The sequence below is a fragment of the Burkholderia sp. BCC1977 genome (genome assembly GCF_905339595.1).
GTDB lineage: Bacteria > Pseudomonadota > Gammaproteobacteria > Burkholderiales > Burkholderiaceae > Burkholderia.
Genome location: NZ_CAJPGQ010000017.1, coordinates 81,634 through 100,664, shown reverse-complemented (window position 1 = coordinate 100,664; position 19,031 = coordinate 81,634). Strand labels below are relative to the sequence as shown.

Annotated in this window: 19 protein-coding genes; 8 read left to right on the top strand and 11 right to left on the bottom strand. The window is 66.9% G+C overall.

What is annotated here, in order from left to right:
• The first annotated feature begins 21 nt into the window (after positions 1–21).
• The gene (locus U5771_RS16470) at positions 22–822 is read left to right on the top strand and encodes a UDP-2,3-diacylglucosamine diphosphatase (RefSeq protein ID WP_322024954.1); all 801 of its coding nucleotides are present in this window, start codon (positions 22–24) and stop codon (positions 820–822) included.
• A gap of 39 nt (positions 823–861) precedes the next feature.
• Here U5771_RS16470 and cysE read toward each other — a convergent pair whose 3' ends face one another.
• Together cysE and U5771_RS16460 are read right to left on the bottom strand one after the other, a co-directional pair.
• Positions 862–1,635 carry a serine O-acetyltransferase gene (cysE, locus tag U5771_RS16465; RefSeq protein ID WP_322024953.1) on the bottom strand — a complete coding sequence of 258 codons (774 nt, stop codon included), beginning with the start codon at positions 1,633–1,635 and terminating at the stop codon, positions 862–864.
• Between the two features lie 315 nt (positions 1,636–1,950).
• Positions 1,951–2,772, bottom strand: coding sequence for an RNA methyltransferase (locus tag U5771_RS16460; protein ID WP_322024952.1), 822 nt, complete (start codon positions 2,770–2,772; stop codon positions 1,951–1,953).
• A gap of 279 nt (positions 2,773–3,051) precedes the next feature.
• On the opposite strand from U5771_RS16460, the gene U5771_RS16455 reads away from it, so the two are divergent.
• Positions 3,052–3,855 carry an inositol monophosphatase family protein gene (locus U5771_RS16455; RefSeq protein WP_322024951.1) on the top strand — a complete coding sequence of 268 codons (804 nt, stop codon included), beginning with the start codon at positions 3,052–3,054 and terminating at the stop codon, positions 3,853–3,855.
• A 310-nt stretch (positions 3,856–4,165) separates the two neighbouring features.
• Positions 4,166–5,788, top strand: coding sequence for an NAD(P)/FAD-dependent oxidoreductase (locus U5771_RS16450; protein ID WP_322024950.1), 1,623 nt, complete (start codon positions 4,166–4,168; stop codon positions 5,786–5,788).
• Between the two features lie 123 nt (positions 5,789–5,911).
• On the opposite strand, the gene U5771_RS16445 is transcribed toward U5771_RS16450, so the two are convergent.
• The gene (locus U5771_RS16445; protein ID WP_322024949.1) at positions 5,912–6,274 is read right to left on the bottom strand and encodes an aegerolysin family protein; all 363 of its coding nucleotides are present in this window, start codon (positions 6,272–6,274) and stop codon (positions 5,912–5,914) included.
• A gap of 210 nt (positions 6,275–6,484) precedes the next feature.
• Here U5771_RS16445 and U5771_RS16440 point away from each other — a divergent pair, with 210 nt between their 5' ends.
• The 3 genes from U5771_RS16440 (at position 6,485) to U5771_RS16430 (ending at position 11,120) form a co-directional block, all read left to right on the top strand.
• Entirely contained in the window at positions 6,485–6,673 is a 189-nt protein-coding gene (locus tag U5771_RS16440; protein WP_322024948.1) for a hypothetical protein, read from the top strand.
• A gap of 537 nt (positions 6,674–7,210) precedes the next feature.
• The gene (gene mutS, locus U5771_RS16435) at positions 7,211–9,868 is read left to right on the top strand and encodes a DNA mismatch repair protein MutS (RefSeq protein WP_322024947.1); all 2,658 of its coding nucleotides are present in this window, start codon (positions 7,211–7,213) and stop codon (positions 9,866–9,868) included.
• Complete coding sequence (locus U5771_RS16430) at positions 9,849–11,120, top strand: hypothetical protein (RefSeq protein WP_322024946.1); 1,272 nt, start codon at positions 9,849–9,851, stop codon at positions 11,118–11,120. Before mutS ends, U5771_RS16430 begins: the two co-directional genes overlap by 20 nt.
• On the opposite strand, the gene U5771_RS16425 is transcribed toward U5771_RS16430, so the two are convergent.
• Positions 11,100–11,642, bottom strand: coding sequence for a peptidylprolyl isomerase (locus U5771_RS16425; RefSeq protein ID WP_322024945.1), 543 nt, complete (start codon positions 11,640–11,642; stop codon positions 11,100–11,102). The two genes, U5771_RS16430 and U5771_RS16425, sit on opposite strands and share 21 nt — an antisense overlap.
• Before the next feature lie 32 nt (positions 11,643–11,674).
• On the opposite strand from U5771_RS16425, the gene U5771_RS16420 reads away from it, so the two are divergent.
• Positions 11,675–12,895, top strand: a complete 1,221-nt coding sequence (locus U5771_RS16420) for a cupin domain-containing protein (RefSeq protein ID WP_322024944.1) — start codon at positions 11,675–11,677, stop codon at positions 12,893–12,895.
• A gap of 54 nt (positions 12,896–12,949) precedes the next feature.
• Positions 12,950–13,195, top strand: a complete 246-nt coding sequence (locus U5771_RS35595) for a hypothetical protein (protein ID WP_011657350.1) — start codon at positions 12,950–12,952, stop codon at positions 13,193–13,195.
• 20 nt (positions 13,196–13,215) lie between these two features.
• Here U5771_RS35595 and U5771_RS16415 read toward each other — a convergent pair whose 3' ends face one another.
• The 7 genes from U5771_RS16415 to U5771_RS16385 form a co-directional block, all read right to left on the bottom strand.
• The gene (locus U5771_RS16415; protein WP_322024982.1) at positions 13,216–13,398 is read right to left on the bottom strand and encodes a hypothetical protein; all 183 of its coding nucleotides are present in this window, start codon (positions 13,396–13,398) and stop codon (positions 13,216–13,218) included.
• Positions 13,399–13,522: 124 nt separating this feature from the next.
• A complete protein-coding gene (locus U5771_RS16410; protein WP_322024943.1) occupies positions 13,523–14,299 on the bottom strand; it encodes an MBL fold metallo-hydrolase in 777 nt (258 codons plus the stop codon).
• A 4-nt stretch (positions 14,300–14,303) separates the two neighbouring features.
• Positions 14,304–15,449, bottom strand: a complete 1,146-nt coding sequence (gene bamC, locus U5771_RS16405; RefSeq protein ID WP_322024942.1) for an outer membrane protein assembly factor BamC — start codon at positions 15,447–15,449, stop codon at positions 14,304–14,306.
• A gap of 111 nt (positions 15,450–15,560) precedes the next feature.
• Positions 15,561–16,466, bottom strand: coding sequence for a 4-hydroxy-tetrahydrodipicolinate synthase (gene dapA, locus U5771_RS16400; RefSeq protein ID WP_322024941.1), 906 nt, complete (start codon positions 16,464–16,466; stop codon positions 15,561–15,563).
• Between the two features lie 47 nt (positions 16,467–16,513).
• On the bottom strand, positions 16,514–17,116 hold the full coding sequence (locus U5771_RS16395) for a class I SAM-dependent methyltransferase (protein ID WP_322024940.1): 603 nt from the start codon (positions 17,114–17,116) through the stop codon (positions 16,514–16,516).
• A gap of 9 nt (positions 17,117–17,125) precedes the next feature.
• Positions 17,126–18,328 carry a tryptophan--tRNA ligase gene (locus U5771_RS16390; RefSeq protein ID WP_322024939.1) on the bottom strand — a complete coding sequence of 401 codons (1,203 nt, stop codon included), beginning with the start codon at positions 18,326–18,328 and terminating at the stop codon, positions 17,126–17,128.
• 8 nt (positions 18,329–18,336) lie between these two features.
• On the bottom strand, positions 18,337–18,999 hold the full coding sequence (locus U5771_RS16385; protein WP_322024938.1) for a site-2 protease family protein: 663 nt from the start codon (positions 18,997–18,999) through the stop codon (positions 18,337–18,339).
• Positions 19,000–19,031 lie beyond the last annotated feature (32 nt).

The following is a 19,031-nucleotide window of genomic DNA, read 5'->3' as shown; positions in this document are numbered from 1 at the left end:
AGTCGTTACGGAGGCACTTCGATGTTGCAGGAGAGTCCGCCGCGAAGCGTCTCCGCGGGCGTGCCGGGCGAGCGCGAATATGCGCAAGCCGCACGCCCGTTCCTGTTTCTCTCCGATCTGCATCTGAGCGAGGCGATTCCGAAGACGGTCGCCGCGTTCGAGCATTTCGTGAAATTCACGGCCGACAGCGCCGACTCGGTGTTCATCCTCGGCGACCTGTTCGAATACTGGATCGGCGACGACGTGCTCGACCACGATCCGTTCGCGGCACGCATGGCCGCGCTGATGCATACGTTCTCGGAGCGCGGGATCGCGCTCTACGTGATGCACGGCAACCGCGATTTCCTGCTCGGCCGGCGCTTCATGAAGGCCGCCGGCGCGATGCTGCTGCCCGATCCGGCACTGATCACGGCGTTCGGCCAGCGCATCGTGCTCGCTCACGGCGACGCGCAATGCACGGCCGATCGCGGCTATCAGGTGTTTCGGCGGTTTGCCCGCAACAGCATCGCGCAGGCGCTGTTTCTCGCATGGCCGTTCCGCTGGCGCCGCGCGCTTGCGCAACGGATGCGCTCGAACAGCGAAGCGGGCCGGATGCGCCCCGCTTCGGCGATCTACGATGTCACGCGTGAAGGCATTGCCGCGCTGTTCCGGAAGAGCCGCGCGAGCGTGATCATTCACGGCCACACGCACCGCCCCGCGCGCCACCTCGAACCGGGCGGGATTCGCTGGGTACTGCCCGACTGGGATCTCGACCACGGCATGCCGCGCGGCGGCTATCTGCGCGTCGACGCCGAAGGCATCCACGCGATGCCGCTCGACTGACGCGCCCGACGCTGCCGGCGGCCGCCGGCATGCGCCGCGTTACGACTGGCGCTCGACCGCCTTGCCTTCCAGCACCGCCGACAGCCTGCGCAGGTCGAGACGCGCCGCGTCCGCGCCCTGCAGCGTTTCCAGATGCGTGCCGAGTTGCTCGAGCGCCGCGACGATCTCGTCGACGCGCCGGCTTTCCTTCGCCGCGTGGTCGATCAGGCCGTGAATCGCGAGCGACATCGGGTCGTCCGCGTTCGGCGTGATCCCGTACGCGCAGAACGCGGCGCGCTCGGGTTGCGGCTTCGGCTGCGCCGGCATCACGATACGCGCCGGATTGCCGACCGCGGTGCCGCCTGCCGGCACCGGCTTCACGACGACCGCGTTCGAACCGATCTTCGCACCCGCGCCGACCGTGAAACCGCCGAGCACCTTCGCGCCCGCGCCGACGATCACGCCGGCCTCGAGCGTCGGATGGCGCTTCGCGCCGCGCGTGAGCGACGTGCCGCCGAGCGTCACGCCCTGATAGATCGTGCAGTCGTCACCGACGATCGCGGTCTCGCCGATCACGACACCCATCCCGTGATCGATGAACACGCGCCGGCCGATGGTCGCGCCCGGGTGAATCTCGATACCCGTCAGGAAACGCCCGGCCTGCGACGCGAAGCGTGCGAGCCAGTAGCGTTTCGCGCGCCAGCATGCATGCGCGAAGCGATGCAGCACGAGCGCGTGCAGCCCCGGATAACAGGTCAGCACTTCCCAGGCACTGCGAGCGGCGGGATCCCGCTCGCGAATCGTCGCAACGTCTTCGCGCAGTCTAGTGAACATGATCGGGTCTGGGCTGGGGAAAAGGCCGGCACGCCCGCCGGCAACGGCCGGTCGTTATCGCGCCGGGTAATTTGCTTATGACGTCCGGCGATTGTAGGGCCACTCGCGCGCGGCCGCACAGCGTCGCGCGTTCACCCCGCCGACGGCACGGGTATTCGCGCGGGACGCCTGTCGCGGCTGGGTGACGCGGTCATCCGGTGGTTCGGCACGGCCCGGGGCACCACCATCGCGGCCGGCCGCTGCAACACGCCGGCGGCGGGCCAGAACGCATCCGTCGAACGCGTGAGCGCCCGACAGCCAACGTGCCTCGGCCGCTTACGCGTCGCCTTCGGGCGTGCCGGACTTCAGCAGGATGTGCTTCGCGATGCCGCGCAGGATGTTGACTTCCTCGCGCTCGAGGCCGGTGCGCGCGAACAGGCGCCGCAGCCGCGGCATCAGCTTCTTCGGGTTGCGCGGATCGAGAAAATCGAGCGCGATCAGCGCGTTCTCGAGGTGCGCGTACATCCGCTCGATCTCGTCGCTCTGCGCGAGCGTGCCGGCCTCGGCCTGCGCCTGGTGCGGCTCGCTCCCCTGCGCCAGGAACGCGACGCGCAGCTCATACGCAAGCACCTGCACGGCCTGCGCGAGGTTCAGCGAACTGTAGGCCGGATTCGCCGGGATGTGCGCGAGCGCGCTGCACTGCTCGACGTGCTCGTTCGCGAGGCCCGTGCGCTCGTTGCCGAACACGAGCGCGATGTCGCCGGCGCCGACCTGCGTGTGCGCCTGTTCGGCGGCCGCGCGCGGCGCAAGGCGCGGCGGCCCGTATTCGCGCGTGCGTGCGGTCAGCGCGATCGACCAGTGGACGCCGGACAGCGCATCGCCGAGCGTGGGCACGACGTGCGCGGACGCGAGGACGTCGTCCGCGCCGCTCGCCATCGCGATCGCCTCGGGGTCGCTCTGCACGTGCGGCACGCGCGGCGCCACCAGGACGAGCCTGGAGAAACCCATCGTCTTCAGCGCGCGGGCGGCCGCCCCGACATTGCCGGGATGGCTCGGCTCGACGAGCACGAAACGGGTGGACGTGAAGCCGCCGGACGGCGGCGGGGACGAGGCCGCGCCCGATTCGGACGGCGCGGCGGGGTTCTGCGGGGTTTCCACTACATACGACTCGGTTCATCAGAATGGCAGTATGGTATCGCCATCGCCCCGGCAAACCCACTCGTCCGGACGGCCAGTGGGGTTTCCCCGCATCCCGGTCACCTGAAACTCTCGAAAATCGGGTAAAATCATGTGTTTACGCGTCGCATCCCGTGCGACGCGGGTCGTACCCTGCTCTTTGTCAATTCGCGTCTCATCTCGCCCGGCACGTTTGCGCCGTTCCGGGCGGTGTGTTCCACTTCGTGGCGGCCCGTGCCGCCGGCTACAGGATCCAGGCTCATGCATCCCATGCTCAACATTGCTGTCAAGGCTGCGCGCCGCGCCGGACAGATCATCAACCGCGCCTCCCTCGACCTCGACCTGATCGAGATCCGCAAGAAGCAGCAGAACGACTTCGTCACCGAAGTGGACAAGGCCGCCGAAGAGGCGATCATCGAGACGCTGAAGACCGCCTACCCCGACCACGCGATCCTCGCGGAAGAATCGGGCGAATCGGAGAACGAATCCGAATTCAAGTGGATCATCGATCCGCTCGACGGCACGACCAACTTCATCCACGGCTTCCCGTACTACTGCGTGTCGATCGCGCTCGAGCACAAGGGCATCGTCACGCAGGCCGTCGTCTACGATCCGAACAAGAACGACCTGTTTACGGCCACCCGCGGCCGCGGCGCGTACCTGAACGACCGCCGCATCCGCGTCGGCCGACGCGACCGCCTCGCGGACGCGCTGGTCGGCACCGGCTTCCCGTTCCGCGAGAAGGACGGCCTCGACGCCTATGCACGTCTGTTCACCGAAATGACGCAGGCCTGCACGGGCCTGCGCCGTCCGGGCGCGGCCGCACTCGACCTCGCGAACGTCGCGGCCGGCCGTCTCGACGGGTTCTTCGAGCAAGGCATCAACGTGTGGGACATGGCGGCGGGCAGCCTGCTGATCACCGAAGCCGGCGGCCTCGTCGGCAACTACACGGGCGACGCCGATTTCCTGCACCGTCACGAGATCGTCGCGGCGAACCCGAAGATCTACGCGCAGATGATCCCGATCCTGAACCGTTACAGCCGCATGCATCCGGCAGCGGAGTAAGCCCGGGCCGCGCCCGCGCGGCGCGGTTGTCGCATCAACCACTCGTTGGCACCGTCATGATGGCGCGCGCGCTGCCTTCCGGTTGTCCGGGGGGCGCAGTAACCTTCTCCATGCAGGGGGCGCTTCCGGCGCCCGTCCTGACATTGCCCGAGTGGCCCGGCCCGGCTGGTGCACCGCCGCGCGTACCGCGCTTCCCCGAGCCCGACGATCGGCTTGCGGAACGCCCGCGCGGCGGACGACGCCGCCAGCACGCCGGCCCCCGCCTGTTTCAACACCGCCACGACTTCGTGGCCACCGTATCCGAATACTCATGTTACGGCTAAGCGAACTTAAACTCCCGCTCGACCACCCCGAGAGCGCCCTCGAAGCCGCAATTCACGCGCGCCTCGCGGAGCTTGGCGTGGCGGCAGACGGGCTCCTCCGTTACACGGTGTTCCGCCGTGCGCACGATGCGCGCAAGCGCGCCGACATCAAGCTCACGTATATCGTCGATGTCGAAGTCAAGGACGAAGCGGCCGTGCTTCCGCGACTGGCCGGCACGCCGCATTGCGCCGTGACGCCCGACATGGCGTACCACTTCGTCGCGAAGGCGCCCGAGCACGGCAACTTCCTGCGCCCGGTCGTCATCGGCATGGGGCCGTGCGGCCTGTTCGCCGGACTGATCCTTGCGCAGATGGGCTTCCGCCCCATCATCCTCGAACGCGGCAAGGCCGTGCGCGAGCGCACCAAGGACACCTTCGGCCTGTGGCGCAAGAGCGTCCTCAATCCCGAGTCCAACGTGCAGTTCGGCGAAGGCGGAGCCGGGACGTTCTCCGACGGCAAGCTGTACAGCCAGATCAAGGATCCCCACCACTACGGCCGCAAGGTGCTCGACGAATTCGTCAAGGCCGGCGCACCGGAGGACATCCTGTATCTGAGCCGGCCGCACATCGGCACGTTCCGCCTCGTCAGCATGGTGGAAAAGATGCGCGCGACCATCCACGAACTGGGCGGTGAAGTGCGCTTCGAAACCCGGGTCGAGGACATCGAGATCGATCAGGGCAAGGTGCGCTCGCTGACGCTGTCGAACGGCGAAACGCTCCGGTGCGACCACGTGGTGCTCGCCGTGGGCCACAGCGCGCGCGACACGTTCCAGATGCTGCACGATCGCGGCGTGTATGTCGAAGCGAAGCCGTTCTCGCTGGGTTTCCGGATCGAACATCCGCAAGGGCTGATCGATCGCAGCCGCTTCGGCAAGTTCGCGGGCCACAAGCAACTCGGTGCGGCCGACTACAAGGTGGTCCATCACTGCAGCAACGGACGCGCGGTCTACAGCTTCTGCATGTGCCCCGGCGGCACGGTGGTCGCGGCAACCTCCGAGCCTGGCCGCGTGGTCACCAACGGCATGAGCCAGTATTCGCGCGCCGAGCGCAACGCGAATGCGGGCATCGTCGTCGGCATCACGCCGGAAGACTATCCGGGCGGCCCGCTGGCAGGCATCGCGTTCCAGCGCAAATGGGAAGAGCGTGCGTTCGAACTCGGCGGCGGCGATTACAGCGCGCCGGGCCAGCTGGTCGGCGATTTCATCGCGGGCCGGCCGTCGACGTCGCTGGGCTCGGTGGTGCCGTCGTACAAGCCGGGCGTGCGCCCGACCGACCTCAGCACCGCGCTGCCCGACTACGTGATCGAAGCCATTCGTGAAGCGCTGCCGCAGATCGACAAGAAAATCGCCGGCTTCGCGATGCACGATGCGGTGCTCACCGGCGTGGAGACGCGCACGTCGTCTCCGATCCGGATCCGTCGCAAGGACGATTACCAGAGCGTGAACGTCGACGGGCTGTATCCGGCCGGTGAAGGTGCCGGGTATGCGGGTGGCATCTATTCGGCAGCCATCGACGGTATCGAGGTCGCGCAGGCGGTGGCGCTCGACATGCTGGCGACGCACGCGTCCTGACGACCTGATTCGCCGGACAGGATCGGCGCGCGAAGGTCCGCGCGCCGCTCGCGACCGCCGGTATACGGATATTTGGCTGTCGCTCGCGCCCGATTCGAATGGGTGCGAGCCAGTCACGCGGCGTCAGGCCTGCTTGATGTAGAAAGTAACGGTCGCGTTGTCCCCCGAGCCTCCGTCATAACCGACCTTGTAACCCGCGGCACTCACAGTGATCGAATAGCCGTTATTTCCGATATAAGGATTGTCCCAATAGAGCCGAAGATTCTCGATACCACCGCCATCGGCGAATTGATATTGAAGCTTCCCCTCCACTCCGGTCATAAAACCATCCGAATCACACTCCCATTCGCCAGCTTGACCATTCGGAATTTTCTCCGGAGGGTACGTGGCCCATATGCCATGCAACAGGGCGATCGATGCCGAGTCCAGAAACAGCGTATTGCCCGAGTTGTTTTGCAGCTTCACCGTCGTGCTTCGTGCGGACATTTCGTTCTCCACAATAAAATGTTATTGCGCATCGCAGCAATTTATGACGCACACCCCGCAATGCGATTCAAACATAGAGCACAAATATCCGCACCGAAAGCTGACAGTTGTAGCAGCCAAATTCAAACAAACAATTTAAATCATTATTCATAAAATCGATATACCAAAATCCGGCAATCCGAAATCATGAAAAATCGAGTCGAATAGCACTTGATTCGCAACGATTCCTGCGTTGCGGCCTTCAGCGCCGCGCAAGAGCGGGTTGATCCGCCCACTCACGATGCGCCACCACTCGACGACGACGACACCGAGCTACCCGCATCGAGCCGTGCGGCACGGCAAGCGTCGAACGGCTCGCTTCGGGAGACTGGCGAAGATCTCGAGACCGGCAATGCATGACCGGGAGAAGCGATCGCCGCTGGTTGGATCGCGTCTCGCTACAAGACATATAACTTGGCCAACCACCTTCCGTTCCGTGTGGGCGCTCCCCCGGGAACAGCCGTCCGATCAGGGGTACCCTCAGGTCAGTCGCGCTCTCGCGCCGGGCATTTTTTGTTTTGGTTCGGGCCTTGGAAATCGTCCACCAGAGACCGTCCTGCTCGACGGCGATTTCCTCTCGTTCCCTTGCGCCAATCTCGACGCCCCTCGTCGCGTTCCAGAGGTATAACGTCAGCGCATCCTCAACGCGCCGACCGAGGTTCGGCAGCCAGTTGAACAGCGCTCCCGCTTCGGCATCACTCAGGAACCATTTCGCGGTTCCGAAGGCGCACCGCCGATCCGCTTGCCATTGCGCCGTACCGGACCTCGCGTGATTTGCCGGACCGGCTGCGCACCGATCACGAACGCCGGCCACTAGCCAATCGGCGAACATCGGCCGTAACTTCCAACGCGACTGGTAAACTCGGGCAACTCAAGCAACAACTTTACGCCGGATCTATGACCACGCTGTCGCCCGAGGCCTTTGCAGGCCACACTCCGATGATGCAGCAGTACCTTCGCATCAAGGCCGATCACCCCGACACGCTCGTCTTCTACCGGATGGGCGACTTCTACGAGCTGTTCTTCGAGGATGCGGAGAAAGCCGCACGCCTGCTCGACCTGACCCTCACGCAACGCGGCGCCTCGGCCGGCACGCCGATCAAGATGGCCGGCGTCCCGCATCACGCGGTCGAACAGTATCTGGCGAAGCTCGTGAAGATGGGCGAATCGGTCGCGATCTGCGAGCAGATCGGCGACCCTGCCACATCGAAGGGCCCGGTCGAACGCAAGGTCGTGCGCGTCGTCACGCCCGGCACGCTGACCGACGCGGCGCTGCTGTCCGACAAGAACGACGTCTACCTGCTCGCGATGTGCACGGGTCACAACAAGCGTGGCGTCGCGGTCAACATCGGCCTCGCGTGGCTGAACCTCGCGAGCGGCGCGCTGCGGCTCGCCGAAATCGAACCCGACCAGCTCGGCGCCGCACTCGAACGCATCCGCCCGGCCGAAATCCTGACGGCGGACGGCGCGACCGACGCCGTGCCCGCTGGCGCCGGCGCGGTCAAGCGCGTGCCGGCATGGCACTTCGACATCGCATCGGGCACGCAGCGCCTGTGCGACCAGCTCGACGTCGCGGGCCTCGACGGCTTCGGCGCGCATTCGCTGACGAGCGCATGCGGCGCGGCGGGCGCGCTGCTGCTGTACGCGGCGGCCACGCAGGGCCAGCAACTGCGTCACGTGCGCAGCCTGAAGGTCGAGAACGAAACCGAATACATCGGGCTCGACCCGGCAACGCGCCGCAACCTCGAGCTGACCGAAACGCTGCGCGGCACCGAATCGCCGACGCTGTACTCGCTGCTCGACACCTGCTGCACGACGATGGGCAGCCGCCTGCTGCGTCACTGGCTGCATCACCCGCCGCGCGCGTCGGTCGCCGCGCAGTCGCGCCAGCAGGCGATCGGCGCACTGCTCGAGGCGCCAGCGAACGCGAGCCTCGACGCACTGCGCAGCGCGCTGCGCCAGATCGCCGACGTCGAACGGATCACCGGGCGTCTCGCGCTGCTGTCCGCGCGGCCGCGCGACCTGTCGAGCCTGCGCGACACGTTCGCCGCGCTGCCGGCGCTGCGCGAGCGCATCAGCGCGATCGTCGCGAACGCGGATGCGCTCACGCGCGTCGACGCGGCGCTCGCGCCGCCCGCCGAATGCCTCGACCTGCTGACGAGCGCGATCGCCCCCGAGCCGGCCGCGATGGTGCGCGACGGCGGCGTGATCGCGCGCGGCTACGATTCGGAGCTCGACGAGTTGCGCGACATCTCCGAGAACTGCGGGCAGTTCCTGATCGATCTCGAGGCACGCGAGCGCACCCGCACGGGCATCGCGAACCTGCGCGTCGAATACAACAAGGTGCACGGCTTCTACATCGAGGTCACGCGCGGCCAGACCGACAAGGTGCCCGACGACTATCGCCGTCGCCAGACGCTGAAGAACGCCGAGCGCTACATCACGCCCGAACTGAAGACCTTCGAGGACAAGGCGCTGTCCGCGCAGGAACGCGCGCTGGCCCGCGAGCGCGCGCTGTACGACGGCGTGCTGCAGGCGCTGCTGCCGTTCATTCCGGAGTGCCAGCGTGTCGCGTCGGCGCTTGCGGAGCTCGACGTGCTCGCCGCGTTCGCCGAGCGCGCCCGCACGCTCGACTGGGTTGCCCCCGCCTTCACCGACGAAATCGGCATCGAGATCGAACAGGGGCGCCACCCGGTCGTCGAAGCGCAGGTCGAGCAGTTCATCGCAAACGACTGCCGGTTCGGCGCCGAGCGCAAGCTGCTGCTGATCACCGGCCCGAACATGGGCGGTAAGTCGACATTCATGCGGCAGACGGCGCTGATCGCGCTGATGGCCTACGTCGGCAGCTACGTGCCCGCGAAGTCGGCCTGCTTCGGCCCGATCGACCGGATCTTCACGCGGATCGGCGCGGCCGACGACCTCGCCGGCGGCCGCTCGACCTTCATGGTCGAGATGACCGAAGCGGCGGCGATCCTCAACGACGCGACACCGCAAAGCCTCGTGCTGATGGACGAAATCGGCCGCGGCACGTCGACGTTCGACGGCCTCGCGCTCGCGTGGGCCATCGCACGCCATCTGCTCGCGCAAAACGGCTGCTACACGCTGTTCGCGACGCACTACTTCGAGCTGACGCAACTGCCGGCCGAATTCCCGCAAGCGGCCAACGTCCACCTGTCGGCCGTCGAGCACGGCCACGGCATCGTGTTCCTGCACGCGGTCAACGAAGGCCCGGCGAACCAGAGCTACGGGCTGCAGGTTGCACAGCTCGCGGGCGTGCCGGCGCCGGTGATCCGCGCCGCGCGCAAGCATCTCGCGTATCTCGAACAGCAGTCGGCCACGCAGCACACCCCGCAGCTCGACCTGTTCAGCGCGCCGCCCGCCGCGGCCGACGAACTCGAATGCGCGGATGCGCCGGCGCCGTCCGACGTCCCGCATCCGGCGCTCGACAAGCTGCGCGACATCGATCCCGACGACCTCAAGCCGCGCGAGGCGCTCGACCTGCTGTACGAACTGCGCACGCTCGTCCGCTCGCACGATGCCGACGGGCACGCATAAGCGCCTCCCGTCGGGCCGGCCGGCCCGCGCCGCCGCCGCACTGGTCGCGGCGGTGCTCGCGCTGGCGCAGGCCGGCGCGCTGGCCGCACCGCCCAAGCGTGCCGCGGCCCCCTACTCGTTCGCGGTCGTGTCGGGCGTCATCGATGCGCCGGCCGACGAGCCGGCCGCGCAGCGGCTGTTCGAATCGATCGCGCGCGAGCGCAATCTGGCCTTCGTCGTCTATGCAGGCGACCTCAAGGGCGCGAAGGAAGCGTGCCGCGACTCGCTGTATACGCAGCGCGGCGCGATCCTGGACGCATCGCGCGTGCCGCTCGTGTTCATTCCCGGCCACCACGACTGGGTGACGTGCAACACGGCGGCCGGCGGCAGCTACGACCCGGTCGAACGCCTGGACTTCGTGCGGCAGACGCTGCTGGCCGACGCGGCGTTGCCCGACCCCGGCGCGCTGCAGATCACGCGCGAAAGTGAAGTGGCCCGGTTCCGACCCTATCGGGAAAACGCGCGCTGGATGCATGACGACGTCGTCTACGTCGCGCTGAACGCACCGGCGCCGAACAACCACTATCTGACGGCCGGCGGCCGCAACGGCGAATTCGAGGACCGCATCATCGCGAACGGCTTCTGGATCGACCACGCAGCCGAATATGCGAAGCGGCGCGAAGCGCGCGCCATGGTGGTGATTTTCGAAGGCGACCCGCAGTTCGAGCGCTACGAGCGCGCCGAACGCTTTGCGTGGTTGCGTTTCAACCGGCCGCGCGTCCGCGACGGCTTCCGTGAACTGAAACGAACGCTGGTGAAGGCGGCGGCGACATTCCGCGGCCCGATCCTGGTGATGCACGCGAGCGGCGAGCCGCTTGCGAACGGCTTCCTGATCGATCGGCCGCTGCATGCGGACGACGGTGCGCTGGTGGGAAATGTGACGCGCGTCGCGATCGGACCGCGTCATCCGGCGAATCAGTGGGTGAAGGTCAACGTGTCGCCGGCACGGCAGACGATCTTCAACGTGAGCGTGCAGGACGTGCCGAAGAACCTGCCGATCCCGCCCGCGCTGCCAGTCCTGCCGCGCGACGAGGTCCCGCTGCCGCAGATGCCGGAGATCCCGGCGCTGCCGGCACTGCCCGACTCATCGTCGGTCGCGCCGCCGCTGCAGGGCGACGGCACGACGCCGGGCGGCGCCTCGTGGCCCGCGCCGCCCCCTGCTTCAGGGCCGGCGCCGGGCCTGCCTGCCAGTTCAGTGCAGGGTACGCCCTGACGGCGCGTCGCCGTCCTCGTCTTCGTCCTCGTCGACGATTTCAAGGCCTTCCGCGCCGTGCGCGTGCTCATGCTCGATCTCGTCCTCGGTCGCTTCGCGAACGTCCTTGACCGTCAGCGCGAAACGCAGCGCCATGCCCGCGAGCGGGTGGTTGCCGTCGAGCACGACCTTGTCTTCGGCGATGTCGGTGACCGTGTAGATCAGCGAATCCACTTCCTCGTCGCCGTCTTCCGGCGTGCCTTCGAACTGCATGCCTACTTCGAGCGGCTCGGGAAAACGATCGCGCGGCTCGATCTTCACGAGTTCGGGATCGTAGTCGCCGAACGCGTCCTGCGGCTCGAGCTGAACCTGCGCCTGGTAACCCGGTTCCTGGCCGTCGAGCTGTTCCTCGATCTTGGGGAACGTGCCATCATAGCCGCCGTGCAGATAAACCATCGGCTCGTCGCTTTCCTCGATCAGATTGCCTTGCGCATCCGACAGCTTGTAGGTGACCGACACGACGGTGTTTTTTGCGATTTTCATCCAATTCTCCCAAATACAAGTCTCATTATACGATGCGCAACCGGTCTCAAGCCGAACCGCGGGATGCCGCTGCCGCCCCGCTCGGCGCGCCGCCTTCCGATCTTCCCACGCCGCTGCTCGGCGGCCTCACGCCGGCGCAATTCATGCGCCGCTACTGGCAGAAGAAGCCGCTGCTGATCCGCCAGGCGATCCCCGGCGTGAAGCCGCCGGTCACGCGCGACGCACTGTTCGAGCTGGCCGCCGACTATGACGCCGAAGCGCGCCTGATCACCCATTTTCGTAACAAGTGGCAACTGGCGCACGGCCCGTTCGAGCCGGGCGCGCTGCCGGCCGTTTCGCGCAAGTCCTGGTCCCTGCTCGTGCAGGGCCTCGACCTGCACGTCGACGCGGCGCGCGCGCTGCTCGACCGCTTCCGCTTCATTCCGGACGCCCGCCTCGACGACCTGATGATTTCGTACGCGACGGACGGCGGCGGCGTCGGCCCGCACTTCGACTCGTACGACGTATTCCTGCTGCAGGTCGAAGGCCGGCGTCGCTGGCGCATCGGCGCGCAGAAAGACCTGTCGCTGCAGCCGGACGTGCCGCTGAAGATACTCGAGCATTTCGAGCCGACCGACGAATGGGTGCTGGAGCCCGGCGACATGCTGTACCTGCCGCCGCACATCGCGCACGACGGCGTGGCCGAAGGCGAATGCATGACCTGCTCGATCGGCTTTCGTGCGCCGTCCGCCGGGGAGCTGGGAGCGCAATTCCTGTACTACCTCGCGGAACGCGGCGGCCTGCGCGACGAGCGCGGCGACGCGCTCTACCGCGACCCGAAGCAGCCGGCGGTCGACGCCCCCGCGCAACTGCCGCCGGCGATGGTCGAGCGCGTCGCCGAGATTGTCGACGCGATCCGCTGGCGCAAGCGCGACGTCGCCGAATTCCTCGGCTGCTACCTGAGCGAACCCAAATCGAACGTGGTATTCGAGCCGCCGGCGCGCCCGCTGTCCGAGGCCGCGTTCGTCGCGCAGGCGTCGCGCCGGGGCGTGTATCTCGACAGACGCGCCGCATTGATGTATAACGCGCGCTCGTACTTCATTAATGGTGAAGAAGAACCGCTCGAGCAAGCCGGCGAATGGCTGCCCGAACTGGCCAATCTGCGCCACATGGAGGCGAAACGGTTTGTAACACTATCCCGGGCTCCCTCAATGACAGCCTTGCTGCACGAGTGGTATTGTGCGGGCTGGCTACGGGTCGGAAACCGGATTTAGTGGGCCGCCCCGTATGCCCGTGCAGATCAAATTCTGTATGGGAAAGACAACGTATTGACCCCGCATTTGTCGACGGTCGATAGGAAAGTGCATATAATTTCCGCCCAAGCCGTAGGGAAGATTCACGCTCTAGAAGTGCGTCTCCACCAGCGGCCCAGGTCGGTGTTGGAGCACATTACCGGTATTGTTTCGCGCTGTTGCTTACCTTTAACCATAAAAGGACGTGATCATGAAGAAATCCCTCCTCGTAGCTTCCCTGTTGGCTGCTGTTGCACTGGCTGCTTGCAACAAGAGCGCTGATCAAGCTGCTTCGTCGGCTGCTAGCGACGCATCGGCTGCTGCTTCGTCGGCTGCTTCGGCAGTTGCTGGTGCTGCGAGCGACGCTGCTGCTGCAGCTTCGACGGTGACGGCTGCTGCGAGCGACGCAGCTGCTGCTGTGGCGTCGGCTGCTTCGGCAGCGACGGCTGCTCCGGCTTCGGGCGCAAGCCAGTAAGCCTCAGCATCAGCTGAAAAAAAACCGGCCCTTCGGGCCGGTTTTTTTACGTCTGTCGGTTCCGCGCATCGCACCCGACAGGCAAGCCGGCCACGACGCCGTCCCGCCCCTTCCTGCCCCCCTTCTACGCCCGCTCAACCGAGCGTCAGCCAGTCGAAGCCCGCGTCCTGCGTGGCCACGACCACTTCCTCCCCGTCCGTTCCCAGCACGCCGGCCAACGCCTGGCGGGCCAGCTCGGGCCGGTTGTTCTGCTGGCTCAGGTGCGCCGCGACCAGGTGCTGGAGACGGCTGCGTTCGAGCGATGCGAGGATGCCGGCGGCGGCATCGTTGCTCAGATGGCCGTGATTGCCGCCGATCCGGGCCTTCAGCGACTGCGGATAGCGGCTGCCGGCGAGCATCGCGGTATCGTGGTTGGATTCGAGCACCAGCGCGTCACAGCCGCTCAGGACGGTCGTGATGTGCGGCGTGGCCATCCCGACGTCGGTCAGCACGCCGAGCCGGCGGCAACCGTCCATGAAGACGAACTGGAGCGGTTCCCGCGCATCGTGGGGCACCGTATAGGGCATCACGGCCAGATCGCGTATCGCGGCCGTCTCGTCGCCCCACAACACGTGGAGATCGACATCGGCCTCGTCCGCGCCCACCGCGCGCGCCGTGCCCCAGCTCATGTAGAGCGGCAGCGACCCGCGCCGGGCGAGCGTCAGCGCACTGCCGACGTGGTCGCTGTGTTCGTGGGTGATGAGGATCGCATCGAGATCGTCGATGGCGAGATTCAGGCGGCCGAGGCGGCGCTCGACCTCCTTCGCGGAAAAACCGCAGTCGAGCAGCACGCGGGTGGTCGTCGTGCCGCTCGAGGCCTCGACGACCAGCGCGTTGCCTTCGCTGCCGCTACCGAGGCTGGCGAAGCGCACTCGGTCAGTTCAGCTGGGCGTGCAACAGCGAAATGATCCGCTGCGCGTCCGACGAGTTGTCGACCTGGCCGTTCGCGTCGACCACCGCGACCTGCGTGGCGCCATTGCCCTGCGCGCGCACGTTGACCAGGTATTCCTTGCCCGGCTTGGCCGCCGACGGGCCGCCGTAGAACAGCTTGCCGAACAGCCCGTCGCGCTTGAGCTCTTCCATCGTGTTCGCGTAGCGGACCGTGTACAGGCCCTTCTCGCGATCGCGATTGTCGACCGCGAAGTTGGTGCGGTCGAGCGCGAGACCGACACGCAGCCACGCACGGTCGAACGATTCCGCCAGTTGCAGCGTCGCGGCGCCGCCGTTGGTGTCGCTGACCTGCGCCGGCGCCGTCGCGGGACGCGCATCGGTCAGCAGCTGCTTCGCCTGGGCGTCGCTCAGGCCGAACTTCTGCATCAGCTTCGACAGGAACACGGCCTCGAGCACCGGGTTGCGCGGACGCTCTTCCCAGCGCGACGACGTGCCGCCCTGCGGACCGACCATCATTTCCTCCATCGCGCTGTGCGTGATCGAGATGTCGGTGTTGCCGTTCGACGTGCGGTTCACGAGCGTGCGGAAGCGGTCGCGCGTGCCCGACGAGTATGCGAAGTCGATGACCTTGCCGATCGTGCGGCGGAACCAGTCGTCGGGAATGTTCGCGCGGTTCTCGGCCCAGTCGGTGGCCATGATGCCGGTCGACGGTGCGTCGGTCTTCAGCGAGAAGCCGTTCTCCTGCCAGAATTCCTTCAGGATCGGCCACAGCTGCTCGGGCGTGCGCCCGTCGACGACGAGCCAGCGGCGGTCGCCGTCGCGCTCGATGTGCATGCCGAGCGGATCCTGCGCGCTCGGGACGCCGTCGGTCGCGTTGCCGGCTGCCGTCGTCGCCCGCGGCGGCAGCGTGCCGAGACCGGCATTGCTCGGCGGCGCGACGAACTGCTGGGTCGTCGGCACCGGCTTCAGGTCGCTCGGCACCGCGAGCGGCGGCGCCGAACCCGTGTTCTTGTAGTTGACCCGGTCAGGAGCCAGATAATCGTTCAGCGTATCGCAGCCAGCGAGCGCGCCCAGCGCCAGCGCCACCACTGAAACCTGGATGGCGCGAGAGGAAAAGGCGAAACGTTTCATGAAATCCTTCGTCTTGCTAGAACGCTCGTCAGGAGCGGCGCCGGACGGAGCCGGCCGGTGCGGGTTGATGAGGGGTCGAGCCGGCGGCCGCAGGACGCGGCCGCCTGTGCATCAGGCGAGGACGCCGGCCTCGACGAGGGCCGAACGTACGACATCGTGGCAGCGCTCGTCGAGCGGCGTAAGCGGCAGACGGATGCCGCCCTGCATCTTGCCCATCGCCTGCAGCGCCCACTTCACCGGAATCGGGTTCGCCTCGATGAACAGGTTCTTGTGCAGCGACAGCAGCTTCATGTGCAGCTCGCGCGCCGTTGCGACGTCGCCGGCCAGCGCTGCACGGCACAGGTCGCTCATCGCTCGCGGCGCGACGTTCGCCGTCACCGAGATGTTGCCGTGGCCGCCGAGCAGCATCAGCGCGATCGCGGTCGGATCGTCGCCGCTGTAGATCGCGAAATGCTTCGGCGCGGCCTTGATCAGGTGTGCGGCGCGATCGATGTTGCCGGTCGCTTCCTTCACGCCGATGATGCCCGGCACCTGCGCGAGGCGCAACGTCGTCTCGTGCGCCATGTCCGCGACGGTGCGGCCCGGCACGTTGTACAGGATCACCGGCAGGTCGACCGACTCGGCGATCGTCTTGAAGTGCCGGTACATCCCTTCCTGCGTGGGCTTGTTGTAGTACGGCACGACCTGCAGCGTCGCGTCGGCGCCGACGGCCTTCGCGTGCTTCGTCAGTTCGATCGCCTCCGCGGTCGAATTGCCGCCTGCGCCCGCGATGATCGGGATGCGCTTCGCCGCATGCTCGACCGCCGTGCGGATCATCAGGATGTGCTCTTCGACGTTGAGCGTTGCCGACTCGCCGCTCGTGCCGACCACGACGAGTGCGTCGGTGCCTTCCGCGATGTGCCAGTCGATCAGTTTGCGAAACGCCGGCAGGTCGAGACTGCCGTCTTCGAGCATCGGGGTGACGATCGCGGGGATGCTGCCGCGGATTTGAATGCCGTCTTGGGTGCCGTTAGCCATGAAACGCGATTGATTGATGTACCGGTAAACGTTGAGATTGTAGCGGATTAGCCGGGCAGTTCGTAACGTGGAATTCCCGCCCCCGCCGTCGGGGTCGCGCCCTCGCGTACCGCGCAGATGCGCTGCACGAACGCCTCGCGCGGCGCGGCGGCGAATCCGTCCTCGTACGCGACCACCCGCAGGCGGCCGCGCACCGCATCCAGCAGCTCGCCCGGGGCGAGCAGGAACGCGGGGTTGGACGGTTTGCCGACCGTTTCGTTTCCTTGCGCGAAGGTTTCGTAGATCAGCACGCCGCCCGGCGCCACCGCATCGAGCAGATGGGGCCAGAGCGGACGATGCAAATAATGGGTGACGATCACTCCCGCGAACGACGCACCGGCCGGCAGCGGCCAGGGCGCGCCCTCGAGATCGGCGTCGCGCGCGTCGACGCCCGGGATCGCGCGCAATGCCGCCAGCGCAGCCGGATCGCGGTCGAGCGCGACGACCGGATGCCCATGCGACGCAAACCAGCGCGCATGGCGGCCGCCACCCGCGGCGACGTCGAGCACCGCGCCGCCCGCCGGGACGAGCCGCGACCACCGGGCGACCCAGCGCGACGGATCGGTCTGGGCGACGTGGCCGCCCGCGGCGGCAATGACAGGTTCGCGCATGCCGTCAGGTCAGGTGTACGACAGGCCCATCGCCTCGCGCACGTCGCGCATCGTCTCGACCGCGTGCTTGCGCGCCTTGTCGCAGCCGTCCGCGACGATTGCGCGCAGCAGCGACGGATCGTCCATGTACTTCTGCGCGCGCTCGAGCATCGGCTGCTGTTCGCGCAGGATCCCTTCGACGACCGGCTGCTTGCAGTCGAGGCAGCCGATGCCCGCCGAGCGGCAGCCGCTCTGCACCCACGCGTGCGTCGTTTCGTCCGTATAGACCTGGTGCAGCTGCCACACCGGGCACTTGTCGGGATCGCCCGGATCGGTGCGGCGCACGCGCGCCGGATCGGTCGGCATCGTGCGGACCTTCTTCGTGATCGTCTCGGCGTCCTCGCGCAGGCCGATCGTATTGCCGTACGACTTCGACATCTTCTGGCCGTCGAGGCCCGGCATCCGGGACGCTTCGGTCAGGAGCGCCTGCGGCTCGACCAGGATGATCTTGCGCGCACCTTCGAGATAGCCGAACAGGCGCTCGCGGTCGCTCATCGACAGGCTCTGCGATTCCTGCAGCATCGCGCGCGCCTGTTCGAGCGCCTCGTCGTCGCCCTCCTGCTGGTACGCATTGCGCAGCTCGTGATAGAGCTTCGAGCGCTTGCCGCCGAGCTTCTTCGCGGCTTCGAGCGCCTTCTCCTCGAAGCCCGGCTCGCGGCCGTACAGGTAGTTGAAGCGACGCGCGATCTCGCGCGTCATCTCGACGTGCGGCACCTGATCCTCACCGACCGGCACGAGCGAGCCGCGATACAGCAGGATGTCGGCCGCCATCAGCACCGGGTAGCCGAGGAAGCCGTAGGTCGACAGGTCCTTGTCCTTCAGCTTCTCCATCTGCTCCTTGTAGGTCGGCACGCGTTCGAGCCAGCCGAGCGGCGTGCTCATGCCGAGCAGCAGCGCGAGCTCCGCATGTTCGGGCACCTTGCTCTGGATGAACAGCGTCGCCTGCGCCGGGTCGATGCCGGACGCGAGCCAGTCGATCAGCACGTCCCACACGTTCTTCTCGATGACCTCGGGCGTTTCGTAGTGCGTCGTCAGCGCATGCCAGTCGACCACGCAGAAGAAGCACGGGTACTCGGACTGCAGCTTCACCCAGTTTTTCAGCACGCCGTGGTAGTGGCCGAGGTGCAGCGACCCGGTGGGTCGCATGCCGGAGAAAATACGATCTGGGAACATGATTGTCGTTAGAAAAGCGAGGCGAAGGGAGACAGGATGGCGCTCAGCACGCCGGCCGCGGCGTTCACGAGCGGACGCAGCCAGAAGTTCGTCAGCACGCCCGTCGAGACCAGCACGAGGACGATGATGAAACCGTACGGCTCGATACGCGACAGCGCGATCGATTGCTTCGGCGGCAGCAGTGCCGCCAGGATGCGGCCGCCGTCGAGCGGCGGCAGCGGAAACAGGTTGAGCACGCCGAGCACCAGGTTCGCGCTGACGCCCGCGTAGGCCATCCGCGTGAAGAACGGCTCGTCGATGCCGGCCGCGGGCAGCACGATGGTCAGCACGCCCCAGATCAGTGCCTGCACGAAGTTGCAGGCCGGCCCTGCGAGCGACACCCACAGGCTGCCCCAGCGCGGATTGCGCAGGTTGCCGAACGATACCGGCACCGGCTTCGCATAGCCGAACAGGAATGCGCCGCCGGTCAGGAAATACATCGCGAGCGGGATCGCGATCGTGCCGAGCGGATCGATGTGCCGCATCGGATTGAACGACACGCGCCCCATCATGTAGGCGGTGTTGTCGCCGAGCAGGCGCGCGGCGTAGCCGTGCGCGGCCTCGTGCAGCGTGATCGCGAAGATCACCGGCAGCGCGTAGACGGCGATGGTCTGTATCAGGGAAGCATCCATATCGCGTTATTGTAACAAGCGCACTGGCGCAA